A 24,517-nucleotide genomic window follows, 5' to 3' on the forward strand; every position below is an offset into this window, starting at 1 on the left:
CCTTACGGCGCCGCGACGGCGAGGTTGACGAACTTCTCGCGCGACATCCTGCCGAGCAGCGAGGCGAGCTCGTCCCGGCTCATCGCCTTGTCGAACTGGAGACGGAACATGCCGCCCTTGGCATCACCGATAATTGAAGCCTGGTAACTGTCGAGCAGCGCGGTGATGTCGGCGACGCGCGCCTCGGGCGTGAAGCGCACCAGCGCGCGCGCAGGTGCAGCTCCAAGCTCGCGCGTGATCGGCGCGCCGACCGACAGCGAAGCGGTCTCGAAGGTCGCGGGCTGGGTCTTCATCAGCACGGCGCCGATGATGCCGGCCTGGAGCAGCAGCGCGATGGCACCCAGGCTCGCCGACCAGGCCAGCGTACGCGGCGACAGGCTCGAGAAGAAGGTCGCGATGCGCGCCGAGAGCGGCAGCGAACCGACCGGCCGCGCAGGCTCGGCGTCGATCGCGGCGAACAGCTTCTGCATCGCCCGCGCCGACGGAGCCCCTAAGCTCTCGTTCAGATGGATGGTCTCTTCGTACTCGCCGCGGATCGCGGCATATTGCTTTGCAAGCGCCGGATCACCCGCCAGCGCTTCCTCGACGCGGCGAGCGTCACGCGCGTTCAGCGTGCCGGCGGCGTGCCAGGGCAGCAGCAGTTCAATTTCACTGGGCTCTTGCTCCAGCATCTTCTTGCTCAATGCCATCATGGCCAGCCTCGCTCAACGCCGGCTGCCTTCAGCAGTTCGGCCAGTTTCTTGCGCGCATAAAACAAGCGCGTCTTCACAGTGTTCTCCGGAATACCGACGATTTCGGCCACTTCTTCCACGGATTTCTCGTGGTAGTAGACGAGATCGACGATTTCCCGATGGTCCGGCGAGAGGCCCGTCAGACACTCGCGCAACGCTTCACTGGTATCCTTCTTCTGCACCGCGATTTCCGGATCGTCAGACGAATCCTCGATCGCGTTGGCAGCTTCGTCGTCCAACCCAACGTCCTTCCTGCGCCGGAGCGCAGACAGGGCCTTGAATCGGGTGATTGCCAGCAGCCAGGTGGAGACGGCGGATCGCCCCTCGAACTTGCCGGCTTGACGCCAGACGTCGAGAAACACCTCGCTGATGAGGTCCTCCGCCGCCTGCTCATCCCGCACGAGCCTCAGCCCGAACCTGTAGACCCTGACATGGTGCCGCCCGTACAGCACCTGCATGGCGAGCCGGTCACCTTGAGCGATCCTGGCGATCAGGACCTCGTCCGAAGCCGCCTGTGTCACGCTCAATGCCCGTCTCGCAAAGTTGGTCGGGTCGGCGCGGCGGACGGTTCGACGGGCGGGGCGAAATTCTTCAGCGTACCGCAGTCACACGGGGGTCTGTGTGATCTACCCCACATACGCGAATTTTCCTTTTGCCACCCGTGGCGGTTGGCCGGCTCGCTCGATAACGGTAACATAGTAATGATGCATTCCCTGCGCAATGCCGTCCGGCGCGGACGGCCCGACGTGATGGAACCATAGCAGCCCTGCACGACGTATGTCTCACCAAGCCCTGCTTTGGCTCGACCCCGTCGCCAACGATGCCTAATCGCCGGCAAATTTCCCCGCCGGCCGCTGTCACCCTGTTGCGCGCTGCACCGTTTGGATTCGATTGCGAAGGATACCAAACCTAAAGGCTTGCCGCGTAGATTTTTGAGCTGACATCCACCCTTGGCGGGACAATGAGCACGGCCGCGACGACCTTACCGGAGAGGAATGCCGCTCAGGTCGCGGATCTCGTTCTCATGCCCGACGCGGCTGCGCCCGAGGTGCGAGCGCGCCGGGTCCGGCAACGCCGGCAGATGTATGTCGGCCAGGTCGCAAGCTACTCGCTCGGCGCCTTCGTGCTGCTGATCTATGCCCATGACGGCGTCGTCCGGATGAACGTTCCGTCGCTGTTCTGGGTCGGCGGCCTGATGATCATCGGCATCTTCGTCGTGATGTCGGAAGCCGGCGTCGGCGACAGGCACAGCGACCACTATCTCACCGTCTTCCAGATCTCGGCGCACATGGCGCTGCAGTTCATCTTCCTGGTGTCGGTGCCGACCCTCGGCATCGCCTTCATCAGCGTGCTGTTCCTGATCTTCGCCTTCGGCACGCTGCGCATGACCTCGGCGCAGGCGATGTTCACCTGGGCGATCGCGACGACCTGCCTCGCGGCCGTCTTCCTCGCCTCCGACCTGCCGATCGGCATGCCAGTCGCCACGAGGCTCCAGCGGACCGCCTCGATGCTGTGCTTCGTCCTGGTGATCGGCCAGTGCGCCTTCCTCGGCCTGTTCGGCGCCACGCTGCGAAAGGTCCTGTACCGGCGCAGCATCGAGCTGAAGGCCGCCTATCAGCGCATCGAGGAGCTCGCCGAGCTCGACGAGCTGACCGGCTCCTACAATCGCCGCTGCATCATGCGGCTGCTCGATGCAGAGGTCGAAAAGTCGCAGCTGGCGTCCGCACCTTGCGCCATCGCGCTGATCGACCTCGACTGGTTCAAGCGCATCAACGACGCCCACGGCCACCCCGTCGGCGACGAGGTGCTGCGCACCTTCGCCATCACCATTTTTGCCAATATCCGCCCGGCCGACTTTTTCGGCCGCTATGGCGGCGAGGAATTCCTGCTGCTGCTGCCGGGCACCGACGGCGGCGCGGCGGGGCGCATGCTCGAGCGGCTGCGCGGCATCGTCGCCGATCTCGACTGGAGCGCATTTTCGCCCGGCATGCGGGTGACGATTTCCGCGGGCGTCGTGACGCTGCGCGACGTTGATACTGCCGACACGTTTCTCGCACGCGCCGACAGCGCGCTTTATTCCGCCAAGGCGCAAGGGCGCAATCGTATTGCAACGAGCTGACTAATCCATTTTTTCCTGGCTGCGCAGAAGCCGCAGCCGGACCGAACGCTCCAGGACAGGGCCATGAGATCGAAATCCGAAAAACCATCCGAGAACCTGCTTGAGGAATTGCAGGCCGCGCTCTCGCACGGCACCGTCGCGCGCCGGGTCGAGGCCCTGCGCCGCGTCACCGATCTGTTCATCAACAATGCGGTGGATTATTCCGACGAGCACGTCAGGGTGTTCGACGACGTGTTCCAGTGCCTGATCGAGCAGATCGAGGCCTCGGCGAGAGCGCTGCTCGCCAACCGTCTCGCGCCGATCGCGGCCGCGCCGCCCAAGATCATCCGCACGCTTGCGCTCGACGAGGTGATCGAGGTCTCCGGACCCGTGCTCACGAAATCGGAACGGCTGGACGAGGCGACCCTGATCGAGATCGCGCGCACCAGGAGCCAGGCACATCTCAAGGCGATCTCGCTGCGGCGGGTGCTGTCGGCAGCGCTGACCGACGTGCTGGTGGCGCGCGGCAACGAAGACGTCGTGCAATCGACCGTCAGCAATCCGGGCGCGCAGCTCTCCGAGGGAAGTCTCAGCGACCTCGTCACGCGCGCCGAACGCGACGATGACCTCGCCGCCTGCATCGGCCTGCGGCCCGACCTGCCGCGCCATCACTACTTGAAGCTGGTCGCCAAGGCGTCCCTGAGCGTGCGCAGGAAGCTCGAGGCCGCGCATCCGGAGCTCGCGGACGAAGTGTCCAGCGTGGTCCAGGAAGCGACCCAGCGGGTCCGCGCCGCCGCCATGACCAGGCAGACCGAAATGGCGCGCGCACTGGTGAGATCGCTGCACGAGGACGGTCGTCTCAACGAGTTCCAGGTCACCAGCTTCGCCGAGCAGGGCAAGTTCGACGAGACCAATGCAGGACTCGCGGCGCTCGCGGGCGTGGCGGTCGAGACCGCCGAGAACATGATGATCGAGAGCCGCAACGAGGGCGTGATGATCCTCGCCAAGGTCGCGGGCATGCAATGGTCGAGCGTCCGCGCGATCATCGCCATGCGCGAAAAGCTCTCAGGCGACTCGAAGACCGACATGCTGACGCTGCGCGATGCCTACGAGGCCCTCCGCTCATCGACCGCGCAGCAGGTGCTGCGCTTCCACCGCATGCAGCAGGGCACGACGCCGGCGGCGTGAAGCCGGCGCACTAGTAGCGCAAAACTTTCGAACCTGCGTAGGCGCCGATCGCGGTCACAAGTGCCGTCGCGATCGTGTACCAGGTCGCGACGAACAGCGGCGAGTCGTCGGTGCAATGCGAGGCGTAGAGCGTTGCGGCAAGGCCGGCCGACAGCAGGCCCGCGAGCGCGCCGGCGAGTGCAGGATGCGACGGCGCGCCGTGGCGCAGGCCGAACAGCGCGCCCGCAAGCAGCGGCAGCGACATCGCCGGGATCGCGAGCATGCACACCCGGGAGTTCTTGCCCACCAGCCGCATCGTCATCGGCATCGCCGGGGCCATCATGGTCTCGCTGCCGATCGCAACCGCAAGCAGGCCGACGGGAAGCAGCAGCAGCCATCCCCAGCCGCGCATCAAGGCTTCGGGCCGCGACAGATGCAGGCTGACGATGATCGCGGGAATCGCAAGCGACAGCGTGACCGCGAACTTCGTGTCGAAGAACGGATTGTGCATGGCGGTCATCACGTCGGGCCGCACGCCAAGGAAGCTGGCGAAGATCAGGATCGAGAACGGTGCCGCCACCAGCAGCGCCATCGTCAGCACGGCGCCGACGCGCGGCGCGCGATGGGCGTTGTCGGCCGCGAGCGAACGAATGAGTTGATCGGTATCCATGACTAGTGGTCCCGCAGTTTGGCAGTCAGCGCCGCAAGTCCGCGATGCAGCGCGACCCGCACCGCACCTTCGCTCATCGAAAACTTTGACGCCGTGTCCTTGATCGAAGCGCTGTCGACGGCGATCGACTGCAGCACGTCGCGCTGGCGCTGCGGCAGCGTGTCGAGCTGCGTTGCGACCTCGGCCGCCGAGGCCGTCTCCTGCGGCGTCTCGCCCGGCAGCGTCTCGGCGAAATCGTCGATGTTGACGAAGACCCGCCTGCCCCGCCGCCGGAGCGCATCGATCAGCTTGTTGCGCGCGATCGCAAACAGCCACGGGGCGAAGGGGGCTTCGCTGTCCCAGGTGTGCCGCTTCAGATGGACCGCCAACAAAATCTCCTGCACGATATCCTCGGCCTGGTCGGGAGGCTGCCCGGCCCGCGCCAGACCCCGCCTCGCGGCAGCGCGCAGCACAGGCGTGACCGCCTTCAACAGGCGATGATACGCCGCATCATCGCCTGCCATGGCCGACCGCATCAGGCCGGTCCACTCGTCCTCACGTCCGCGCACGCGCCCTCACCATGCAATTCGGCAGCTCTTTCAGTTTGTTACGCCGGCACCAGCAAGATCACGACTTCGTGATCTGCGCCGCGCCTCGCCACGCGAAGCGACCGTAAAAACCCGCGACGGCTCATAACACCGATCGGTCCCGTCCGCATCCCGCGGCCGGTTGCGCGGCGGCGGTTTGCCCCGCTTTTGCCTAGTGTGGCCCGAAGAATCCCATTTTTTGCCCCGCTGTGGTCACGCCCCAGGGGCTCTGTTCGGTCCCGGGACAGGGGAATTGGGGAGATCGTCAACATGATGAAAGCCAGCGGGCGCGCCGCACTGATTCTCCTTGCCGGCCTTTTCGTGCTGGTCGGAGCCGCTGCACAGGCGGCACCGAGTTCAGCCACAAGCAGCAAATCGGACAGCGCGAGCAACCAGGACGAGGCAGTCAAGCCGAGCAAGCAGCGGCGCCATGCATCGCGCCACCGCGACAGCGGCAAGACGGCGCAGAAATCCGACGACAAGGCCGACAAGAAGGACGACGCAACGAAGGCCCAAAACGACGTGCCAGCCTTGAGCCAGATGCCGCCGGCCGTCGCCAACGCCAACGCGCAGATCGCCGCAGCCGATACGCCGATGGCTGCCGCGGCCTCCGCGATGACCGGCCGCGCCAATGACAATGTCCAGGCTGCAGCCGATAATACCACCGCGCCGAATGACGAGGCTCAGGTGGTGGCGCCCGATCAGCTCAACGACATCGATCGCGCGCTGCAACAGGACCCGCCGGCACAGAAGGCGGTGATCGCCGCAACCGACGCGCGGCCGGCGCCGGTGATGGCGAGCAGCCACAGCTCGGCCTGGGACCAGAGCTCGCTGATCGGCAAGATCTTCATCGGCGTCGGCACGCTGCTGACGCTGGCCTCTGCCGCGCGCATGTTCTTCGCCTGATTCTCGGGTGATCTTGGCCTGAGGGACCTCGCCCGGAACGCGCGTCTCGCCGCGCGTTCCGGACGGCCCCGTTCCGACAGCTTTTCGGCCCTTGAAGCCCACCGCGCCAGCGGGCACATTGCCCGCCCAATCAAACGCGTGGGTGGAGCATGAGCACGTTCGAACACATCATCGTCGAGAGCAAAGGCGCGGTCGGCATCATCAAGCTGAACCGGCCGAAAATGCTCAATGCGCTCTCCTTCGGCGTCTTCCGCGAGATCGCCGCGGCCGTCGACGATCTCGAGGCCGATGACGCCATCGGCTGCATCGTCGTGACCGGCAGCGAGAAGGCCTTTGCCGCCGGCGCCGACATCAAGGAGATGCAGCCGAAAGGCTTCATCGACATGTTCTCCGAGGATTTCGCCGCGATCGGCGGCGACCGCGTCGCGCGCTGCCGCAAGCCGACCATCGCTGCGGTCGCGGGCTATGCGCTCGGCGGCGGTTGCGAGCTCGCCATGATGTGCGACTTCATCATCGCCGCCGACACCGCTAAATTCGGCCAGCCCGAAATCACGCTCGGCACCATTCCAGGCATCGGCGGCACCCAGCGCCTGACCCGCGCGATCGGCAAGTCGAAGGCGATGGACCTCTGCCTCACCGGCCGCATGATGGATGCGGCGGAAGCGGAGCGCTCAGGCCTCGTCAGCCGCATCGTGCCCGCCGACAAGCTCATGGACGAAGTCTTGGCCGCCGCCGACAAGATCGCATCGATGTCGCGGCCCGCCGTCGCCATGGCCAAGGAAGCGGTCAACCGCGCCTTCGAGACCACGCTCGCCGAGGGCATGAGCGTCGAGCGCAACCTGTTTCACGCGACCTTCGCGCTGGAGGACCGCTCCGAGGGCATGGCGGCGTTCATCGAGAAGCGCAAGCCGGTGAACAAGAACCGGTAAGACCCGCGAGCGGTCAGGCTGGTGTAAGGCTTCGCCGCTCTCCCGCGGAAGCCCTGTGACGCACCTGCAACAAGCACGGAATAGATGGGGGTTTCCCCCGCGGCAGTTTGCCTGCGGGACCCCGGCTGGTTAAACAGTTAAGAGGCCACCGTCGGCGGGGGCGGACAGCCGGGGTTTAGCGGGATTACATGATTGGGCGTGCCGCCAGAGCTGGTCGCGTGATGACGCGACATCGATCGGGCGTGGGTCCCGTGCTTGCGACATGGACCGCGCTGGCGCTCTGTTGCGCCCTGCCCTCGGCTGCATGGGCTGAAGCTTTGCCCGAGGCGCTCGCAAAGGCCTATCAGACCAATCCGCAGCTCAATGCCGAGCGTTCGCGGCAGCGCGCCACCGACGAAAACGTGCCGCAGGCGCTCGCCGGCTACCGACCGCAGATCGTGGCGAGCCTCAGCGCCGGCCTGCAATCGGTTCGCAACCTTTTGCCCAACAACACCATCCAGACCGCCGATCTGAAGCCGTGGATCATCGGCGTCACGGTGACGCAGACCCTGTTCAACGGCTTCCGCACCGCCAACAACGTGCGGGCCGCCGAGTTGCAGGTACAGTCTGGCCGCGAGGCGCTGCGCAATGTCGGCCAAGGCGTACTGCTCGACGCCGTCACCGCCTATACCAACGTGCTGGCGAACCAGTCGCTGGTCGAGGCGCAGCGCTCCAACGTGGCGTTCCTCCGCGAGACCCTCGCGGTCACCCAGCGCCGCCTCAACGCGGGCGACGTCACGCCGACCGATACCGCGCAGGCCGAAGCCCGTCTCAACCGTGGCCTTTCCGATCTCAATGCCGCCGAGGTCGCGCTCGCGGTCAGCCAGGCGACCTATGCGCAGGTGATCGGCAATCCGCCATCGCAGCTGAAGCCGGCCGACGTGGTCGATCGCTATCTGCCGAAGAGCCGCGAGGACGCGATGACGATGGCGATCCGCCAGCATCCGGCGGTGATGGCGGCAGGCTTCGACGTCGATGTCGCCTCGACAAATATCCGCGTCGCCGAGGGCGCGCTGCTGCCGAGCGCCAGCGTCCAGGGCAGCGCCAGCAAGAGCCGCGACAACGACCCGACGCTCGGCACCTTCGCCACCGACCAGGCCTCGATCGTCGCCAACGTTACCGCGCCGATCTACGACGGCGGCACGGCCGCCTCGCAAACCCGGCAGGCCAAGGAAGTCACGGCGCAGAGCCGGCTGGTGCTCGACCAGGTGCGGAACCAGGCGCGCACGGCGGCGACCAGCGCCTGGGTCGCCAACGAGGGCGCCAAGATCGCGGTCTCGGCCTCGGAGTCCGAGGTGAAGGCGGCGACCGTCGCGCTCCAGGGCGTGCAGCGCGAAGCCGCCGGCGGGCAGCGCACGACGGTCGACGTGCTGAACTCGCAGGCCGATCTGATCCAGGCCAAGGCCCGCCTGATCGGCGCACTGCGCGACCGCGTGATCGCCTCCTACACGCTGCTCAGCGCAGTCGGCCATCTCGACGTCAAGACGCTTAGCCTCAACACGCCGGACTATCTGCCCGAGGTGCATTACCAGCAGGTCCGCGACGCTTGGCACGGACTGCGCACGCCGTCGGGGCAGTAGCTTCAAATCGTCTGGCCTGATGCCGATGAAGAGCCGCCGCATCCACCTGATGGGAGCTTCGGGCTCCGGCGTGACGACGATCGGTCGCGCGCTCGCCGACCGGCTTGCGCTGCCGCATCACGACACCGACGATTATTTCTGGCTGCCGACCGCCCCGCCCTACCAGACGACGCGCCCTGCCGCAGATCGTCTGCGCCTGATGGGCGAAATGTTTCTGCCGCGTCTCGATTGGGTGCTGAGCGGAACCGTCACCGGCTGGGGCGACGAACTCGTCCCGTTGTTCGACCTTGTCGGCTTTGTGACGACGCCGCGCGAGCTTCGCTTGCAGCGCCTGCGTGGCCGCGAGGCTACGCATTTCGGAGCTGATGCCGTCGCACAGGGCGGCTGGCGTCATGAGGAGACGGAGTCTTTTGTCGATTGGGCCTCGCGCTACGAAGCCGGCGAACGCGAGGGCCGCAGTCTCGCAAAAGATGAGGCGTGGCTCGCGGGCCTGCCCTGCCCGGTCGTGCGCATCGACGGCTCACGCCCGCTTGCGGATCTTGTCGAGCAGCTATGCAGCGAAGCGGAGCGGTTACCCGGCTGATGTGATATTGTTCCGGTCCCACCTTAAAAATAACGAAGCAGGGAGAGAAACCATGCTCAACCGACGCAGCGTCCTGCTTGCCTCCCTTGCCGCCGGAGTAGCCATGACCAACAAAGCTCACGCCCGTGCGGCGCAACCCGCGACGCCGGTCGATTTCGACGTTCCGGCCCATGCCTGCGACTGCCACACTCACATCCACGGTGACGTCGAAAAGTTTCCGTTCTTCGCGGGGCGCGTTTATACGCCGGAACCGGCAAGCCCCGAGGAAATGGCGGCGCTGCACAAGGCGCTGCATATCGAGCGCGTGGTGATCGTGACACCGAGTGTCTACGGCACTGACAACTCCTCCACCTTGTTCGGCATGAAGGCGCGCGGCGCGACAGCCCGCGGGGTCGCCGTGATCGATGACGAGACGACGGAAGCCCAGCTCGACGCGATGCAGGCGGACGGTTTTCGCGGCAGTCGCATCAATCTCGCCACCGGCGGCGTCAGCGATCCGAAATGTCGGCCGCGCGCGTTTTTCGGCCGCCGTCGAGCGCATGAAGGCTCGCGGCTGGCACGTGCAGCTCTACACCACCCTGCCGATGATCTCGGCGATCAAGGAGCTCGTGCTGGCTTCGCCCGTGCCGGCCGTATTCGACCATTTCGGCGGCCTCGAGGCGTCGCTCGGACTGGAGCAGCCGGGATTTTCCGACCTGATCGCGCTCGTCAAATCCGGCAAGGCCTATGTGAAGGTCTCAGGGGCCTATCGCTCGTCGAAGCTCGCGCCCGACTATCAGGACATGGTGCCCTATGCCCGCGCGCTGATCGCGGCGAACCCGGACCGCATCGTCTGGGGCACCGACTGGCCGCATCCGGATTCCAGCCGCGTCGAGGGACGCAAGCCCACCGACATAGCGCCGCTCTATCGGATCGACGACGGCCGGCTGCTCAACCAGCTTCCGGTGTGGGCGCCGGATGCGGAGGTGCGCAAGAAGATCCTGGTCGACAATCCCGCGCGGCTCTACGGATTCTGAGGCGCGGCGGCCGCGCGCGATCAGCGCGCGCGGCGGGAGAAGAAGGAAATCAGGACCGGCAAGGTCACCAGGATCACGACCGGCGCGAGCATCATGCCGGTGACGACGACGACGGCGAGCGGCTTCTGCACCTGCGAGCCGATGCCTTCCGACAGCGCCGCCGGCAGCAGGCCGACGCCGGCGACGACGCAGGTCATCAGCACCGGACGGAGCTGCAACTCGCCGGTGCGTATCACCGCGCTCATGCGGTCCATGCCTTCTTCGATCAGCTGATTGAACTGCGACAGGATGATGATGCCATCCATCACGGCGATGCCGAACAGCGCGATGAATCCGATCGCGGCGGAGACGCTGAAGGCGGTGCCGGTGATCAACAGGCCGAGCACGCCGCCGAAGATCGCCATCGGGATCACGCTCATGGCGAGCAGCGTGTCGGTCATCGAGCCGAAATTGAACCAGAGCAGCACGCCGATCAGCGTCAGCGAGATCGGCACCACGATCGACAGCCGGCGAATCGCGTCCTGGAGATTGCCGAACTCGCCGACCCAGTCCATGTGCGCGCCGGGCGGCAGCTGCACCTGCTCGGCGATCTTCTGCTGCGCCTCGCGGATCGCGCTGCCGAGGTCGCGCTCGCGCACCGAGAACTTGATCGGAAGATAGCGTTCCTGCTGCTCGCGATAGATGTAGGCGGCGCCGGAGACGAGGCTGATGGTGGCGACCTCGCTCAGGGGGATCTGCGTGACGGTGCCGTTGGGGCCGGGCGCGCCGATGCGCAAATTCTGGATCGCCTCCGCGCTCCTGCGATATTCCGGCGCGAGGCGGACGATGATCGGGAAGTGACGATCGGAGCCCGGCTCGTAGAGATCGCCCGCGGTATCGCCGCCGATCGCGACCTTGATGGTGGCGTTGATGTCGCCGGGCGCGAGCCCATAGCGCGCGGCCTTGGCACGGTCGATGTCAATCTGAATGGTCGGCTGCCCGAGCGAGGTGAACACCGCAAGGTCGGTGACGCCCTGCACCGTCGCCAGCACCGACTTGATCTTGTTGGCGGTGTCGGTGAGCGCCTGGAGATCGCTGCCGAACAGCTTGATGGAGTTCTCGCCCTTCACGCCCGAGACCGCTTCGGAGACGTTGTCCTGGAGATATTGCGAGAAGTTGAATTCGACGCCGGGGAAGCGGTCGTCGAGCTGCTTCAACAGCTGCGCGGTCAACTCTTCCTTGTCGTGCGTTCCCGGCCATTGGCTCGCGGGCTTGAGGGGGGCGAAGAACTCGGCGTTGAAGAAGCCGGCCGCGTCGGTGCCGTCATCGGGGCGGCCATGCTGCGACACCACGGATTCTACCTCGGGCCGGGCACGGATCAGCTTGCGCATCTCGTTGACGTAGGTGTTGCCTTCCTGGAGCGAGATGGTCGGCGGCAGCGTGGCGCGGATCCAGAGATTGCCCTCTTCGAGCTTGGGCAGGAATTCCAGTCCGAGCAGGCGGCTGAGCGCCACCGTCATCAGCACCAGACCGACCGCGCCGCCGAGCATGATACCGCGGTTGGCGACGGCCCAATTCAGCACCGGCATGTAGATCCGATGCAGGATCCGCATGACCCTCGTCTCGGTCTCCTCGACATGCGCGGGCAGGATGATCGCGGACAGCGCCGGGGTCACCGTGAAGGTCGCGAGCAGTCCGCCGGCGAGCGCATAGGCATAGGTGCGCGCCATGGGTCCGAAGATGTTGCCCTCGACGCCGGACAGCGTGAACAGCGGTATGAAGGCCGCGATGATGATCGCAGCGGCAAAGAAGATCGAGCGCGACACGTCGGCGGCGGCGCTGAGGATGGCGTGACTCTTCATGCCGAACAGCGTCTCGGGCGACATCTGCTCGGATTCCGACACCGGCGTCGTCTGCGTCAGGCGGCGGAAGATCGCTTCCACCATGATGACGGTGGCGTCGACGATGAGGCCGAAATCGATGGCGCCGACCGACAGCAGATTCGCGGATTCCCCGCGTAGCACCAGGATGATCACGGCGAAGAACAGCGCGAACGGAATCGTGGCGCCGACGATCAGCGCGCTGCGGAGATCGCCGAGGAACATCCACTGCAACAGCACGATGAGCAGGATGCCGACCACCATGTTGTGCAACACGGTGTGGGTGGTGAGTTCGATCAGGTCCCCGCGATCGTAGATGCGCTCGATGCGCACGCCGGGCGGCAGGATGCTGGAGTTGTTGATGGTTTGAACGAGCTGGTGGACGCGCTTGATGGTTGGCGAGCTTTGCTCACCGCGGCGCATCAGGACGATGCCCTGCACGATGTCGTCGGAATCGTCGATGCCGGCAATGCCGAGACGGGGCTTTTGACCGACAGTAACGGTGGCGACGTCCTTGACCAGCACCGGATTGCCGTTGGTCTGCGAGACCATGGTGTTGGCGAGGTCGTCGATGGAACGGATCAGGCCGACGCCGCGTACCACGGCCGATTGCTGGCCGATATTGACGGTGTTGCCGCCGACATTGACGTTGGAGTTGCTGACCGCCTGGAGCAATTGCGGCAGTGTCAGGCCGTTGGCGACCAGCTTGTTGAAATCGACCTGGAGCTCGTAGGTCTTGCTCTTGCCGCCCCAGCCGGTGACGTCGATGACGCCGGGCACGGCGCGGAAGCGGCGCTGCAGGATCCAGTCCTGGATGGTCTTGAGATCGAGCACGCTGTAGTTCGGCGGACCGACGAGGCGGTAGCGGAAGATTTCGCCGATCGGGCTGAGCGGCGAGATCTGCGGCTGCACATTGCCCGGCAGCGGCGCGAGCTGCGCCAGGCGGTTCAAGACCTGCTGCTGCGCCTCGTCATAGGTGTAGGCGAAGGAGAACTGCAGTTTGATGTCGGAGAGGCCGTAGAGCGAGATGGTGCGGATCGTCGTGAGGTTCTTCAGACCCGCGACCTGGGTCTCGATTGGAATCGTGATGTAGCGCTCGATCTCTTCCGCCGACAGGCCCGGGCTCTGCGTCACGATGTCGACCATCGGCGGCGTCGGATCGGGATAGGCCTCGATGTTGAGCTGGTTGAACGCGATCAGGCCGCCGATCAGCACGGCGAAGAACATCCCGACCATCAGGAAGCGCCGGTTGACGGCAAGGGCGACGAGACGATCCATTCAGGTCTTCAATTTTCTTGGGTCGTCAATCAGCTACCGGACGCCGCGCGGTCGATGAACAGGCTGCCCTTGGTGACGACCTGCTCGCCTGGCTTCAGATTGCTGGTGACCTCGACGAAATTGCCATTGATGAGGCCGGTCTTGATCTGGCGCAGCTCGACCGACTTGTCCTCGCGCGCGACCCAGATGCGGACCTTGTCGGCCTCGTAGATCAGCGCCTGCTTCGGCACCGCCGGCGCGGCACGGTCGCCGGCCGAATAGATCGTGACGTTGGCGAACATTTCCGGCTTGAGCAGGCCGTCCTTGTTGTCGATGGTGGCGCGAACCAGCAGGCGGCGCGTGTTGGGATCGATTGCGGCGGCGACGTAGTTGATCTTGGCGGTCAGGGGGTGGCCCGGCAGCGCCATCACGTTGACGCTGATGTCCTGCCCGATGCACACCGCGGCCGCATCGCTCTCGCGCACGAAGGCGGTGAGCCAGACCGTGGAGAGGTCGCCGATCACGAACACCGGGTCGCTGGCGCCGGAATTGACGTACTGGCCCGGACCGATCTTGCGCTGCACGACGGTGCCGGAGATCGGCGAGTAGATCGTGATCTCCCGATCGATGACGCCCTTGTCCTGGAATGCCTTGATGGTCTCGTCGGTGAAGCCGAGGATGCGCAGCTTGTTGCGCGCGGCCTCCAGCGCCGTCCCCGAGGAGCGCACGTCGTTCTGCGCCTGGACCTGGGTCGTTTCGGCCTGCTGATAGTCCTTCAGCGGGATGGCGCGGCCCTCATAGAGGTCCTTGGCGCGCCTGAACTGGATGTCGGCAAGATCGATCGCAGACTTCGCCTTGTTCTGCGCGGTCATCGCCGCGATGAAATCGTTCTGGGCCTGCACGGTGTCGGCGGCCTCGATTGTGAACAGCGGTTGGCCTTGCTTCAGCATCTCGCCCGGCTTGGCGAGCAGCTTGGTCACCCGGCCCGCATAGGGCGAGAACACCGGCGTCGAGCGATCCTCATCGACCGCGACCTTGCCCTCGGTGACATATTCGGCCCGGAAGGTCTTGGCCTTGACCGGCTCGATCGTCAGCGTCGCCCATTCGGACGGCGTCGGCGTGAAATTCTGCGCATTCCTGCGCGACTGGCTGGAGATCTCGGAGTGGCTCTTCTCCTTGGCCCCCACGCGCATGAAGCCATAGGCACCGGCGCAGGCGAGTGCCAGTAAAACTACGGATGTGATCATCCGTTGTTTTGTAAACACCTGCAATCGCTTGGTATTTTCAACTACCATGGGGCCCGGTCAAGTCTGCGACGATCTCGGCAGACGCCTGCCTTATCGGTCGCGCTAATAGTGCTGAATTGGGATTTCAAACAACCTAAAAAACGCCAGCCACCTTTCCGTTTGCGTTAAAATATTGCATCGCGTCAGCTTCACGTCAGTTTCGAGCCGGCCACTGTGGCGGATGACTGCCGAGCGGCATCGCCGGGCGGCTCCATCGCGCCGGCGTGGTCGACAGCAGCGCGGAATGGCGCACCGCCTTCAACGTGCCGAAGCCAGATGGCATGGGCTCGATGAATGCAGCATGTACGGCCTCGCCCGTAAGATCCGGGGTGTCCAGGCCGCCATCGAGCCGGCCGAGATTCCACAGCCAGCGTCCGGTCTGCGCCAGCGATACGCGCACGTGCCAGCTCCCGCCCTCGCGGGCCTGGCGTGCCTTGGCCATCATCGCGCCGAACGCCATCAGATAGCCGGTGGCATGATCGAGCATCTGCGCCGGCAATTCCTTGGGACCGTCGATGCCGGCGGCCTGCCCCTCGGCGTGGTTGAAGCCCGTCGTGGTCTGCACCAGTGAATCGAAACCGCGCCGCTCCGCCCAGGGGCCGGCATGGCCATAGGCCGAGAGCGTGACATAGACGATGCCGGGATTGATGCTCGCTGCATCCTCCGGCGCAAACCCGAGAGCGGCGAGCGCGCGCGGGCGATAGCCTTGCGAGAAGATGTCGGCGCCCTTCACCAGCTCGCGCAGCTGCGCCCTGCCCGCCTCGCTCTTCAGCTCGACCAACGTGGTGAGCTTGCCGCGGCCGGTGTCGATGGTGAGCCAGGGAATTGCCGGCAACTCCGGCCCCGAGACGAGCAGCACATCCGCGCCGTGCGCGGCGAGCGTGCGGCCGGCAACGGGGCCTGCGATGACGCGCGAAAGATCGAGCACGCGCAGGCCGGACAGCGGACGATCGCCGTTCGACAATCCCTGCGGCCATGGCTTGGGCGGGGCCTCGCCGATCTTCTCGATCGAGACCAGCGGCAGTTCGGCGAGCGCGCGCGCCTGTGGCAGCGCGGACCATTCGTCGTAGGAGCGCATCAGGGCGACGACGCCGCCCGCGGCATAGGCCGCAGTTTCAAAATCCTCGCCCTTCCATTGCATCAACGCGGCCTGAACCTTGTCGCGCTCGGGCTCGCAGCCGAGGACCTTGCAGACGGCGTCGCGATGATGCGGGAAATTGGTGTGGCAGCGGACGAAGCGGTTGTCGCCGGTTTTGTAGACGCCGGCGATGGCGTCCCAGGCCGGCGGCGGCGGCTTGTCGTCGAGGCGCAAATAGCGCTCCGAACGGCATTCGGCGACGGCGTGACGCATGTCGACGGAGACGTCCTGCGTCTCACCGCTGCGCAGTCTCCAGATTTCGGCCGCGGCAAGACCGGCGGCGGCGATCGTCGTCTGTCCGGCGACGGCGACGCGAAACGAGGACGGAATTTGCGGCTCCTCGCCGGTCAGCCGCACGCGTTCGAGCGCGGCCTTGTCGCCGCCGATGGAGGTCCAGAGATCCTTGAGAATATCGGCGGGGCTTTGCATGACCGCTTCTCTCCCTTTCAGATTTGAGCATGATCCTTTCGGAAATCCGCTGCGCATTTTTCGGATCATGCTGTAGTTTTCGCGACCATGTCATGATCGCAGAAAGGAATGCAATGGCCGCCGTAGATCCCCTCACCGCAGGCGCCGTGTTCATCGCAACGGCGGCCACCGACGCAGTCTATGTCATGTTCACCTCGGCCGTGATCGCGCGCAAGCGCGTGCCGGCGGCGAACTGGAGCGCGGTCTGGTACCTGCTCTCCTCCTACGCCGTGATCAGCTACACCGAAAACCCGTTCTATGTCGCTTTCGCGGCGATCGGCTCCTGGGCCGGCGCCTACGCCTCGCTGACCTTCCTGCACCGCCCGCCCGGCGGCCCGCCGGTGGGAGCGGCACCGGAGTGAGGGGGCGCTGATTCCACAGCCGTCATTGCGAGCGCAGCGAAGCAATCCAGAGTCTTTCCATGGAGACAGTCTGGATTGCTTCGTCGCTTCGCTCCTCGCAATGACGGCGTGGAGGCTTCTGCGTCTCGTTTGAAACGGCTACACTCCCGGCTACCAACAAAAAGGAAAACCAAACAATGGATCTCGGTCTCAAAAACAAAAACGCCATCGTCCTCGGCGGCACACGCGGCATCGGGCGGGCGATTGCAACGACGCTGGCCGGCGAAGGCGCCAATGTCGCGGTGTGCGCGCGCAACGCGGATCAGGTTGCGGCGACCGTCACTGAACTCAAGGCAAGCGGGATCCGCGCCAGCGGCGGACCGGTCGACGTCACCGACGGCGCGGCGCTGAAATCCTGGATCGAGACTGCTGCAAAGGAGCTTGGCGGTGTCGACCTGCTGTTCGCCAATGCCGGCGCGATGGCGCAGGGCCATGATGCGGCGTCCTGGGAGCAGAACTTCCGGCTCGACGTGCTCGGCGCCGTGCATGCGTTCGACGCCGCGCGGCCATTCCTCGAGGCCAGCGGCGAAAAGAGCGGCGACGCCGCCTTCGTCATCATCTCCTCGATTTCGGCGGCGCAGGCCGATCTCGCCAGCTCCTACGGCCCGATCAAGGCGGCGCTGATCCACATGGCCAAGGGATTGGCGCGGCAATACGCCAAGAAGAAGATCCGCGTCAACGTGGTGTCGCCGGGCACGGTCTATTTCAAGGGCGGCGTCTGGAACATGATCGAGCAGAACATGCCGGAGCGCTACAATGACGCGATGAAGCGCAATCCGACGGGCCGCATGGCAACGCCGCAGGAGATCGCAAGCGCGGCGGTGTTTCTGGCGAGCCCGGTGTCGGGCTTCACCACCGGCTCCAATCTCGTCGTGGATGGCGCGATTTCGAACCGGGTGAATTTCTAGAGGGGGCACTCTGTCATCGCCCGGCTTGACCGGGCGACCCAGTATTCCAGAGACGGCTCGGCTAGAGCCGAGGGGCCGCAGCGTACTGGATACCCCGCTTGCCGCCTACGCTAAAGCTTCGGCGGCCCTGGACCTCAGCCCCGGCGAAGCCTTGGCGTAGCCGGGTCGCGGGGTATGACACCGAGAGTGTGACACGGCCCGGCTCAACAAGCTCGTCATTGCGAGCGCAGCGAAGCAATCCAGATTGTCGCAGATACAGTCTGGATCGCTTCGTCGCTTCGTTCCTCGCGGAGGCTCAGGCACTCATGGTGCGGGTAGACGCGAACGCCGCCTGCGAATGACCCACATTGCAAATTGCACGAGCCAGTCCGGCACTTTCAAATAGCGCAATGTATCAATCTGGCCCTGTTCTTCGCGGTCCCGAAAGCTCGCGTCGGAAAGGTAAATCTGGTCGCTTTCGCACCACTCCAATGTACGAACAATTTCTTCCTGCATGGGTCCGCTGTCAGGCAGCTTCGTGAGGAAGTTGAGCTCGCGTCGAAGACAGGTCGATTCGATCCGATAGCGGCTCTTTTCTTCATAGATGATCCCCAGCCCTCCAACCGTGCATGGGTCGCTTCATGGACGATGGTTGAGGCGATCCGCTCAAGCGTCGTTGTCTCGTTGAGAACGTAACGTTCATCGAGGGCGCAAGCGTTCAATGACCCGTCATAGTGCGCCTGGGCGCTGGGGAGCAGGTGCACCCATATGCGGTCGAGATTGCGGGTGATACGGGAATAGTTGAGTGTGTCGTGGCGCTTGATGAGCTGGAGGGCCTCTTTCACGCGGCGCAACGCCGGGTAAGGCTTGCTTTCGGTCGTCCCGATCCAAAGCCCGTCGATCGTGCTGCCCTTGGATAACCAGAGACTCAGCCTATCAACACGGGAGGGTCTTCGATCCGGCTTTACGGCGACGGCGAGGCCGCGCGATCGTTGCGGCGGTTCCAGTTGCTGCAAACATCACCCCGTCATGTCCAAATCGGGCACAACCAAGTGTATAGGTATCTCGCTTTCAGGTTGCTTAGAGACTTAATTCAAATCGTATCGATCGTTGGGCGGGATTAGCCGATCCAAGCGGTTGTCATGACCCCTCAATGAAAATCCCGCGACGGCGGCAGGATGCGGACGTTGCGGGGGTGGCGGATTTTTTGCGCCGGCATGTCCGCGTGGGCGCGGGGATCGTCGTTGAGGGGCTCGATCAGGTCGGCGCCTGCCGGCACCGGATGCTTGCGGCTCAGCGCGTCGTTGGCGAGACCGACCAGATCGTGCGAGCGGTCGACCATGCGCTGGGCGATGAGATGCGTCACCTTTTCGGGGCTGCTCTGGATATAGCCCTCGACCTCGATGAGGCGTGCGCCCATTACCTCCTTGCGGTACTGCTCCATGATCTTGGGCCACACCACGACATTGGCGATGCCGGTCTCGTCCTCCAGCGTCATGAACACGACGCCGCTGGCGCTACCTGGCCGCTGCCGGACCAGCACCACGCCGGCACAGCGGACGCGGCGCCGCTCGTTCTCATGGCTGATGTCCCTGCAGGCCACGACACGCTCGCGCGAAAACATCTCGCGCAAAAACTCCATCGGATGGCCCTTCAGCGATAGCCGGATGGTCTGGTAGTCCGCGACCACCTGCTCGGCCCGCGGCATCTCCGGCAATGGTTTTGCATGCTCGTCCGGCTGCTCGCGCGCGGTCGCGGCTTCGAACAGCGGCAGCGGCACGTCGTCGGGCAGCCGCCGCACCTGCCACAGCGCCTCGCGGCGGTCGAGGCCGAGCGAGCGGAAGGCGTCGGCATCCGCGAGCAGGATCAGCGCACGCTTGGGCAGCCCGGTGTCGCGGGCGAAGTCTTCGAGCGAGGTGAACGGATGGCGGTTGCGGGCGGCAACGATGCGGTCGGCCCAGTCGAGTTCAATCTGGTCCAAAGCCACAGAGATGGTGGCAGGGCTCTCTCCCCCCTTGCGGGGGAGGGAACCCATCCGCTGGCGCGTTCCTGACTCAGGTTCATCCACGCTTCGCTTGCGCAGCGCCTGATCCCTTTTCAGCCGTTCTTCGTCTTCATCCAGCCAGTGAAAGCCGTCGATCTGGCGGAAGCCGAGGCGCACGGCGCAGTATTTGCCGTCGGTGTTCTCCAGCGTGTTTTGCGCAAAGCTGTAGGATACGTCGATGTCGCGCACCTCGACGCCATTCTTGCGGGCGTCGCCGACGATCTGCGCCGGTGCGTAAAAGCCCATGGGCTGCGAGTTCAGCAGGCCGCAACAGAATGCATCGGGGTGATGATATTTCAGCCATGACGAGATGTAGACGAGCTGCGCGAAGCTCGCGGCATGGCTCTCCGGAAAACCGTAGGAACCAAAGCCCTTGATCTGGTCAAAGCAGCTTCTGGCGAAGTTGGCATCGTAGCCGCGCGCGACCATGTTGCCGATCAGCTTCTCCTCGTATTGGCCGATGGTGCCGACATTGCGGAAGGTCGCCATCGAGCGGCGCAGGCCGTTAGCCTCCTCGGAGGTGAATTTCGCCGCCTCGATCGCGATGCGCATGGCTTGCTCCTGGAACAAAGGCACGCCCAACGTTTTGTGCAGCACATTGTAAAGCTCGTCCTTGTCGCCGTGATCCGGCGACGGAGACGGATAGCTCACTTTTTCCAGACGGTTTCGCCGTCGCAGATATGGGTGCACCATGTCGCCCTGGATCGGCCCGGGGCGCACGATCGCGACTTCGATGACGAGATCGTAGAAGGTCCGCGGCCTCAGGCGCGGCAGCATATTCATCTGGGCGCGGCTTTCGACCTGGAATACGCCTAGCGACTCCCCGTCACACAGCATGTCGTAGACCTTGGGATCGTCCTGCGGAACGCTCGCCAACACCCAGCGCTTGCCCTTGTGGTGGTCGATCAAATCAAAACATTTCCTGATGCAGGTCAGCATGCCCAGCGCGAGCACGTCGACCTTCATCATGTTGAGCGCGTCGACGTCGTCCTTGTCCCATTCGATGAAGGTGCGGTCGTCCATCGCGGCGTTGCCGATCGGCACATAGGTGTCGAGCCGGTCCTGGGTGAGCACATAGCCGCCGACATGCTGGGAGAGATGGCGCGGGAATTCGATCAGCTCGGTCGCCAGCTCGACCGCGAGGTTGATCATGGGATTGTTGGGATCGAGCCCGGCCTGCCTGACCTGCATGTCGTTGAGACCCTTGCCCCAGCTTCCCCACACGGTGTCGGCGAGCGCGGCGGTGACGTCCTCGGTCAGGCCCAGCGCCTTGCCGACGTCGCGAATGGCGCTGCGCGGGCGGTAATGGATGACGGTGGCGATGATCGCGGCGCGGTGGCGGCCGTAGCGGCGATAGACATATTGCATCACCTCCTCGCGCCGCGAATGCTCGAAATCGACGTCGATGTCAGGCGGCTCCAGCCGCTCCTTGGAGATGAAGCGCTCGAACAGCAGATCGACCTTGGTCGGGTCGACCGAGGTGATGCCGAGCACGTAGCAGACGGCCGAGTTCGCCGCCGACCCCCGCCCCTGGCACAGGATGTTCTGGCTGCGCGCGTAGTGCACGATGTCGTGCACGGTGAGGAAGTAGTGCGCGTATTTCAGCTCGGCGATCAGCGCGAGCTCTTTCTTCAGGGTCGCGCGAAGCTTGTCATCGATGTTGCCGCCGAAATATGTCTGCACGCCCGCCCAGGTCAGATCCTCCAGATGCCCCTGCGCGGTCTTGCCTCGCGGCACCGGCTCGTCCGGATACTGGTATTTGAGCTGGTCGAGCGTGAAATCGATCTTACCCGCAAAGCGCATGGTCTCCGCGATCGCCTCGGGAAAGTCGCGAAACAGCCGCGACATTTCGCGCGGCGTCTTCAGGAAGCGCTCGGCATTGGCTTCCAGCTTCCGTCCGACCGCCTCGATCGTGGTTTTTTCCCGGATGCAGGTGAGCACGTCCTGGAGGGGGCGGCGGCCGGGATCGTGATAGAGCACCTCGTTGGTCGCGAGCAGCGGCACGTTTGCTTTGGCGGCGAGATCATCGAGCCGCGCCAGGCGGCGGCGGTCGTCGCCGCGGTAGACCAGGCTCGCCGCCAGCCACACGCCCTCGGCGCGGCTGTCCTTAAGCTTTGCGAGAACATCCAGCGCCTGCGCGGGCTCGAAGCGATGCGGCAGCGTCAGGACCAGGAGCTGTCCCTCGGAAAACTCGAGAAGGTCGGCAAAAGTGAGATGGCATTCGCCCTTCTCGATCCGCGTGATGTCGTCGCCGCGCTTGCCCCTGGTGAGGAGCTGGCACAGCCGGCCATAGGCGGCGCGGTCGCGCGGATAGACAAAAATGTCGGGCGTGCCGTCGATGAAGACGATGCGCGCGCCGATCAGCAATTTCGGCTTGTGCAGCACCTTGTCATTGTCGAGCTCCTTGTAGGCGCGCACCACGCCGGCGAGCGTGTTGTGGTCGGCAATGCCGATCACGGGAATGCCGAGGATGCTCGCCTGATGCACATAGGCGCGCGGATCCGAGCCGCCGCGCAGGAAGGAGAAGTTGGTGGTGATGCCGATCTCGGCATAAGCAGGCGTGTTCATGCGAAGAGACCGTGGACATACCAGTTGGGGGGAATGGGTTTGCCTTCGTCGTCGAACACCTCTCCTTCGTAAAGACCGTCGCGAAAGATCCAGAAGCGCAGGCCTTCGGCATCCTCGATGCGGAAATAATCCCGCGTCAATTGCTTGCCGTCCTGCCGCCACCATTCCATCGCGATGCGCTCGGGCCCTTCCACCCGCACCACCGCATGCAGCGCGCGTCGCCAGGTGAATTGATGCGGCGGGCCGTCGGGCACGGTCGCGAACGGCACCTTGATCGGCTCCGGTCTGTCGAACAGCCGCAGGGGGCGCAGCGGCGGCTCGCTCTCGGCGCGCGCCGGCCATACGGCCTGCATGGCCACGGCGAGATGGTGCTGCGCCGGCGCGGCCAGCACCGCACATTCGGGGATATGGGTATCCTCAGGCAAATGCACGACGACGCGCTTTCCGCCGATGCGCGCGGCGATGCGGTCGATCAGCGCGGCGAGCTCGTCATTGTCGTGGACATGGGCGTCGAGATCGCGCTGCTCCTGCACCACGACCTCCGTGCGGCTTGCCGACAGCCGCACCATGTCGAAGCCGAAGCCGGGATCCAGCGGATCGGCGAGCGCATCGAGACGTTCGCGAAAGAGACGGTCGATGACTTTGCTTTGCGTGACCGGCCGCCCGGTCTCGACCATGATCGCACGCACCACGCCGTCGGTGCGAAAGAAGGCGGCTTCCAGGCGCCGCGCGCCCTTGCCCTGTTTCTCCATGGACGCGATCAGCGTGTCGGCCAGCCGCGACAGCGTCATCGCGATCATGGTGTCGGTGGCGATCGGTTCGGCAAAGCGCTTCTCCACGATGTAATCCGGCAGCGGTTTGCGCGGATTGATCGGGGCATCGCCATGCCCCTGCGCATGCGCGAGCAGCGTGGAGAACCGGGCGCCAAACCGCGCCGTGATCTCATGCGGCTCGCGCGAGGCGACATCGCCGATGGTTTTCAGGCCGGCGCGGCGCAGACCCGTGGTGATGGCCTCGCCCGCACCGAGCGCGGACACCGGCAGCCGGCTGATCGCCGCCGCCTCCCCGCCATCGGCGACGATGGTTCCGGAAGCCTGCCGCGTCAGCGTGCGCGCGCAGACCGAGGTGCCCGCGATCGCCGCGCTGACGGCAAAACCCTGACGGGCGAGCGCGCGGACCAGCGTCTGCAACAGCGCGGCCTCGCCACCGAACAGATGCGCGCAACCGGTGATGTCCAGAAACAGCCCGTGCGGCGGATCGAGCGCCACCAGCGGCGTGAAGCGGTCGCACCAGTCGGCGACGTCGCTGAGCGTCTTCGCATCGGCCACGACATCGGCGTCGAACACTTTCAAGTCCGGACACATCGCCCGTGCATTGGCCAGGGGCTGGCCGATGTGCAAGCCGAGGCGCTCGGCGGCTTCATTGAGCGCATGGATCACCAGCGCATTGTTGTCCTTGATGACAACGATGCTCGGATCATTGGCCTTACCCAGCGCGCCGAAAAACCGCTGAATCCGATCGATGGGCAGGCGCGGCAGCCACAGGCTGAGGATACGCCGACGGTTCACTGAACTGGCACTCATCACATTTCCATTCCATGATCCACCGGCCGCACGGGCCATGACGATTGCGCAAGAGCTCGGCATCGAAGCGCGGCGCACCCCAGGAGCTCAAAGGCGCCGCAGGCATTGAAGCAGGGCCCGGCGGCGAATGCGCCGCGCGCAGCATCCATCGTGTCTCCGCGGTCGAGGGCAAAGGCTGCGCCGCCATCCGCAGCAGCAAGCCGGTGACACCGGAGCCTTGCGCGGCCAGTGTCAGCTTGCGGCTCGCCACGAGATCGAATTGCCGCGTCTCACCCCAGAGCTCGAGCACGACGGCGCCAAGCGCGTCGCAGGCCAGCGCATCGGCCGAGGTCCGCAGCGCGCTCTCGACATCGGCGGCGCGCACCATCACCACGCGGCGCGGATCGAGACCGATCTCGGCAAGCCCGCTCATCGACAGTGCGCCGGTTTCAATTTCCGAAAAATCCTGCCGCACCCACAGCAGCGGCCGGCGCCGCGAGACACGCCCCGCAAGCCCCATGACAAAACCCGTCGCGGCGGTTCCCTGCCGGCCTTCGCAAAACACCTCGTGGATCACCGCGCGCGCGAGCCCGCCCTTCAGCGCGCTGTCGACCTCGCCGTGGCCGAGCGCGACGCGATCGTGCTGATGCACGACCTCCGCCGTCTCGATGCGCTCGATCTGGCCGCGCAAGGTCGCAAGCGCGTTCATCCGTGCGCCGCTCATATACGCCGCTCCTTCAGAGGTGATTGCCGAGGGTCTCA

At 65.1% G+C, this 24,517-nt stretch carries 19 protein-coding genes and 1 pseudogene; 9 read left to right on the plus strand and 11 right to left on the minus strand.

What is annotated here, in order from left to right; translation table 11 throughout:
• Positions 1–2: 2 nt before the first annotated feature.
• The gene (locus OWC48_RS04585; RefSeq protein WP_282518870.1) at positions 3–692 is read right to left on the minus strand and encodes a hypothetical protein; all 690 of its coding nucleotides are present in this window, start codon (positions 690–692) and stop codon (positions 3–5) included.
• Positions 689–1,258 (minus strand): sigma-70 family RNA polymerase sigma factor, encoded by a 570-nt coding sequence (locus OWC48_RS04590; protein ID WP_008140099.1) that lies wholly within the window; start codon positions 1,256–1,258, stop codon positions 689–691. The genes OWC48_RS04585 and OWC48_RS04590 overlap by 4 nt, the downstream gene beginning before the upstream one ends.
• Positions 1,259–1,692: 434 nt before the next feature.
• Here OWC48_RS04590 and OWC48_RS04595 point away from each other — a divergent pair, with 434 nt between their 5' ends.
• Positions 1,693–2,850, plus strand: coding sequence for a GGDEF domain-containing protein (locus OWC48_RS04595; protein WP_282518871.1), 1,158 nt, complete (start codon positions 1,693–1,695; stop codon positions 2,848–2,850).
• Positions 2,851–2,913: 63 nt separating this feature from the next.
• Positions 2,914–4,017 (plus strand): DUF2336 domain-containing protein, encoded by a 1,104-nt coding sequence (locus OWC48_RS04600; RefSeq protein ID WP_282518872.1) that lies wholly within the window; start codon positions 2,914–2,916, stop codon positions 4,015–4,017.
• Between the two features lie 10 nt (positions 4,018–4,027).
• Here the strand turns inward: OWC48_RS04600 and OWC48_RS04605 are convergent, their stop codons facing one another.
• Together OWC48_RS04605 and OWC48_RS04610 are read right to left on the minus strand one after the other, a co-directional pair.
• A complete protein-coding gene (locus OWC48_RS04605) occupies positions 4,028–4,666 on the minus strand; it encodes an NrsF family protein (protein WP_014496784.1) in 639 nt (212 codons plus the stop codon).
• Positions 4,667–4,668: 2 nt separating this feature from the next.
• Positions 4,669–5,214 carry a sigma-70 family RNA polymerase sigma factor gene (locus OWC48_RS04610; protein WP_282518873.1) on the minus strand — a complete coding sequence of 182 codons (546 nt, stop codon included), beginning with the start codon at positions 5,212–5,214 and terminating at the stop codon, positions 4,669–4,671.
• Between the two features lie 288 nt (positions 5,215–5,502).
• On the opposite strand from OWC48_RS04610, the gene OWC48_RS04615 reads away from it, so the two are divergent.
• The 5 genes and pseudogenes from OWC48_RS04615 to OWC48_RS04635 all read left to right on the plus strand — a co-directional run bounded on the left by OWC48_RS04615 (position 5,503) and on the right by OWC48_RS04635 (position 10,285).
• The gene (locus tag OWC48_RS04615) at positions 5,503–6,138 is read left to right on the plus strand and encodes a hypothetical protein (protein ID WP_282518874.1); all 636 of its coding nucleotides are present in this window, start codon (positions 5,503–5,505) and stop codon (positions 6,136–6,138) included.
• 149 nt (positions 6,139–6,287) lie between these two features.
• Positions 6,288–7,067 (plus strand): enoyl-CoA hydratase, encoded by a 780-nt coding sequence (locus tag OWC48_RS04620; protein WP_282518875.1) that lies wholly within the window; start codon positions 6,288–6,290, stop codon positions 7,065–7,067.
• A gap of 188 nt (positions 7,068–7,255) precedes the next feature.
• Positions 7,256–8,686 carry a TolC family outer membrane protein gene (locus tag OWC48_RS04625; RefSeq protein WP_404979692.1) on the plus strand — a complete coding sequence of 477 codons (1,431 nt, stop codon included), beginning with the start codon at positions 7,256–7,258 and terminating at the stop codon, positions 8,684–8,686.
• A gap of 25 nt (positions 8,687–8,711) precedes the next feature.
• The gene (locus tag OWC48_RS04630) at positions 8,712–9,269 is read left to right on the plus strand and encodes a hypothetical protein (RefSeq protein ID WP_282518974.1); all 558 of its coding nucleotides are present in this window, start codon (positions 8,712–8,714) and stop codon (positions 9,267–9,269) included.
• 52 nt (positions 9,270–9,321) lie between these two features.
• A pseudogene (locus tag OWC48_RS04635) lies at positions 9,322–10,285 on the plus strand (amidohydrolase family protein).
• Between the two features lie 20 nt (positions 10,286–10,305).
• On the opposite strand, the gene OWC48_RS04640 reads toward OWC48_RS04635, so the two are convergent.
• The 3 genes from OWC48_RS04640 to OWC48_RS04650 all read right to left on the minus strand — a co-directional run bounded on the left by OWC48_RS04640 (position 10,306) and on the right by OWC48_RS04650 (position 16,254).
• A complete protein-coding gene (locus OWC48_RS04640) occupies positions 10,306–13,422 on the minus strand; it encodes an efflux RND transporter permease subunit (protein WP_282518877.1) in 3,117 nt (1,038 codons plus the stop codon).
• A 29-nt stretch (positions 13,423–13,451) separates the two neighbouring features.
• Positions 13,452–14,696 (minus strand): efflux RND transporter periplasmic adaptor subunit, encoded by a 1,245-nt coding sequence (locus OWC48_RS04645; RefSeq protein WP_282518878.1) that lies wholly within the window; start codon positions 14,694–14,696, stop codon positions 13,452–13,454.
• A 145-nt stretch (positions 14,697–14,841) separates the two neighbouring features.
• Positions 14,842–16,254, minus strand: coding sequence for a CoA transferase (locus tag OWC48_RS04650; RefSeq protein ID WP_282518879.1), 1,413 nt, complete (start codon positions 16,252–16,254; stop codon positions 14,842–14,844).
• Positions 16,255–16,367: 113 nt separating this feature from the next.
• Between OWC48_RS04650 and OWC48_RS04655 the strand changes: the two genes are divergently transcribed.
• On the plus strand, positions 16,368–16,655 hold the full coding sequence (locus tag OWC48_RS04655; RefSeq protein ID WP_063984616.1) for a hypothetical protein: 288 nt from the start codon (positions 16,368–16,370) through the stop codon (positions 16,653–16,655).
• Between the two features lie 176 nt (positions 16,656–16,831).
• Positions 16,832–17,602 (plus strand): SDR family NAD(P)-dependent oxidoreductase, encoded by a 771-nt coding sequence (locus OWC48_RS04660; protein WP_282518880.1) that lies wholly within the window; start codon positions 16,832–16,834, stop codon positions 17,600–17,602.
• 303 nt (positions 17,603–17,905) lie between these two features.
• Here OWC48_RS04660 and OWC48_RS04665 read toward each other — a convergent pair whose 3' ends face one another.
• The 4 genes from OWC48_RS04665 to OWC48_RS04680 form a co-directional block, all read right to left on the minus strand.
• Positions 17,906–18,097: a hypothetical protein gene (locus OWC48_RS04665; RefSeq protein WP_282518881.1), complete on the minus strand. Its 192-nt coding sequence runs from the start codon at positions 18,095–18,097 to the stop codon at positions 17,906–17,908.
• A gap of 634 nt (positions 18,098–18,731) precedes the next feature.
• Complete coding sequence (locus OWC48_RS04670; RefSeq protein WP_282518882.1) at positions 18,732–22,193, minus strand: error-prone DNA polymerase; 3,462 nt, start codon at positions 22,191–22,193, stop codon at positions 18,732–18,734.
• The gene (locus OWC48_RS04675) at positions 22,190–23,776 is read right to left on the minus strand and encodes a DNA polymerase Y family protein (protein WP_282518883.1); all 1,587 of its coding nucleotides are present in this window, start codon (positions 23,774–23,776) and stop codon (positions 22,190–22,192) included. Before OWC48_RS04675 ends, OWC48_RS04670 begins: the two co-directional genes overlap by 4 nt.
• Positions 23,679–24,479, minus strand: coding sequence for an ImuA family protein (locus tag OWC48_RS04680; protein WP_282518884.1), 801 nt, complete (start codon positions 24,477–24,479; stop codon positions 23,679–23,681). Before OWC48_RS04680 ends, OWC48_RS04675 begins: the two co-directional genes overlap by 98 nt.
• Between the last annotated feature and the right edge of the window lie 38 nt (positions 24,480–24,517).

The organism is Bradyrhizobium sp. Arg816, from assembly GCF_029989365.1.
Lineage (GTDB): Bacteria > Pseudomonadota > Alphaproteobacteria > Rhizobiales > Xanthobacteraceae > Bradyrhizobium.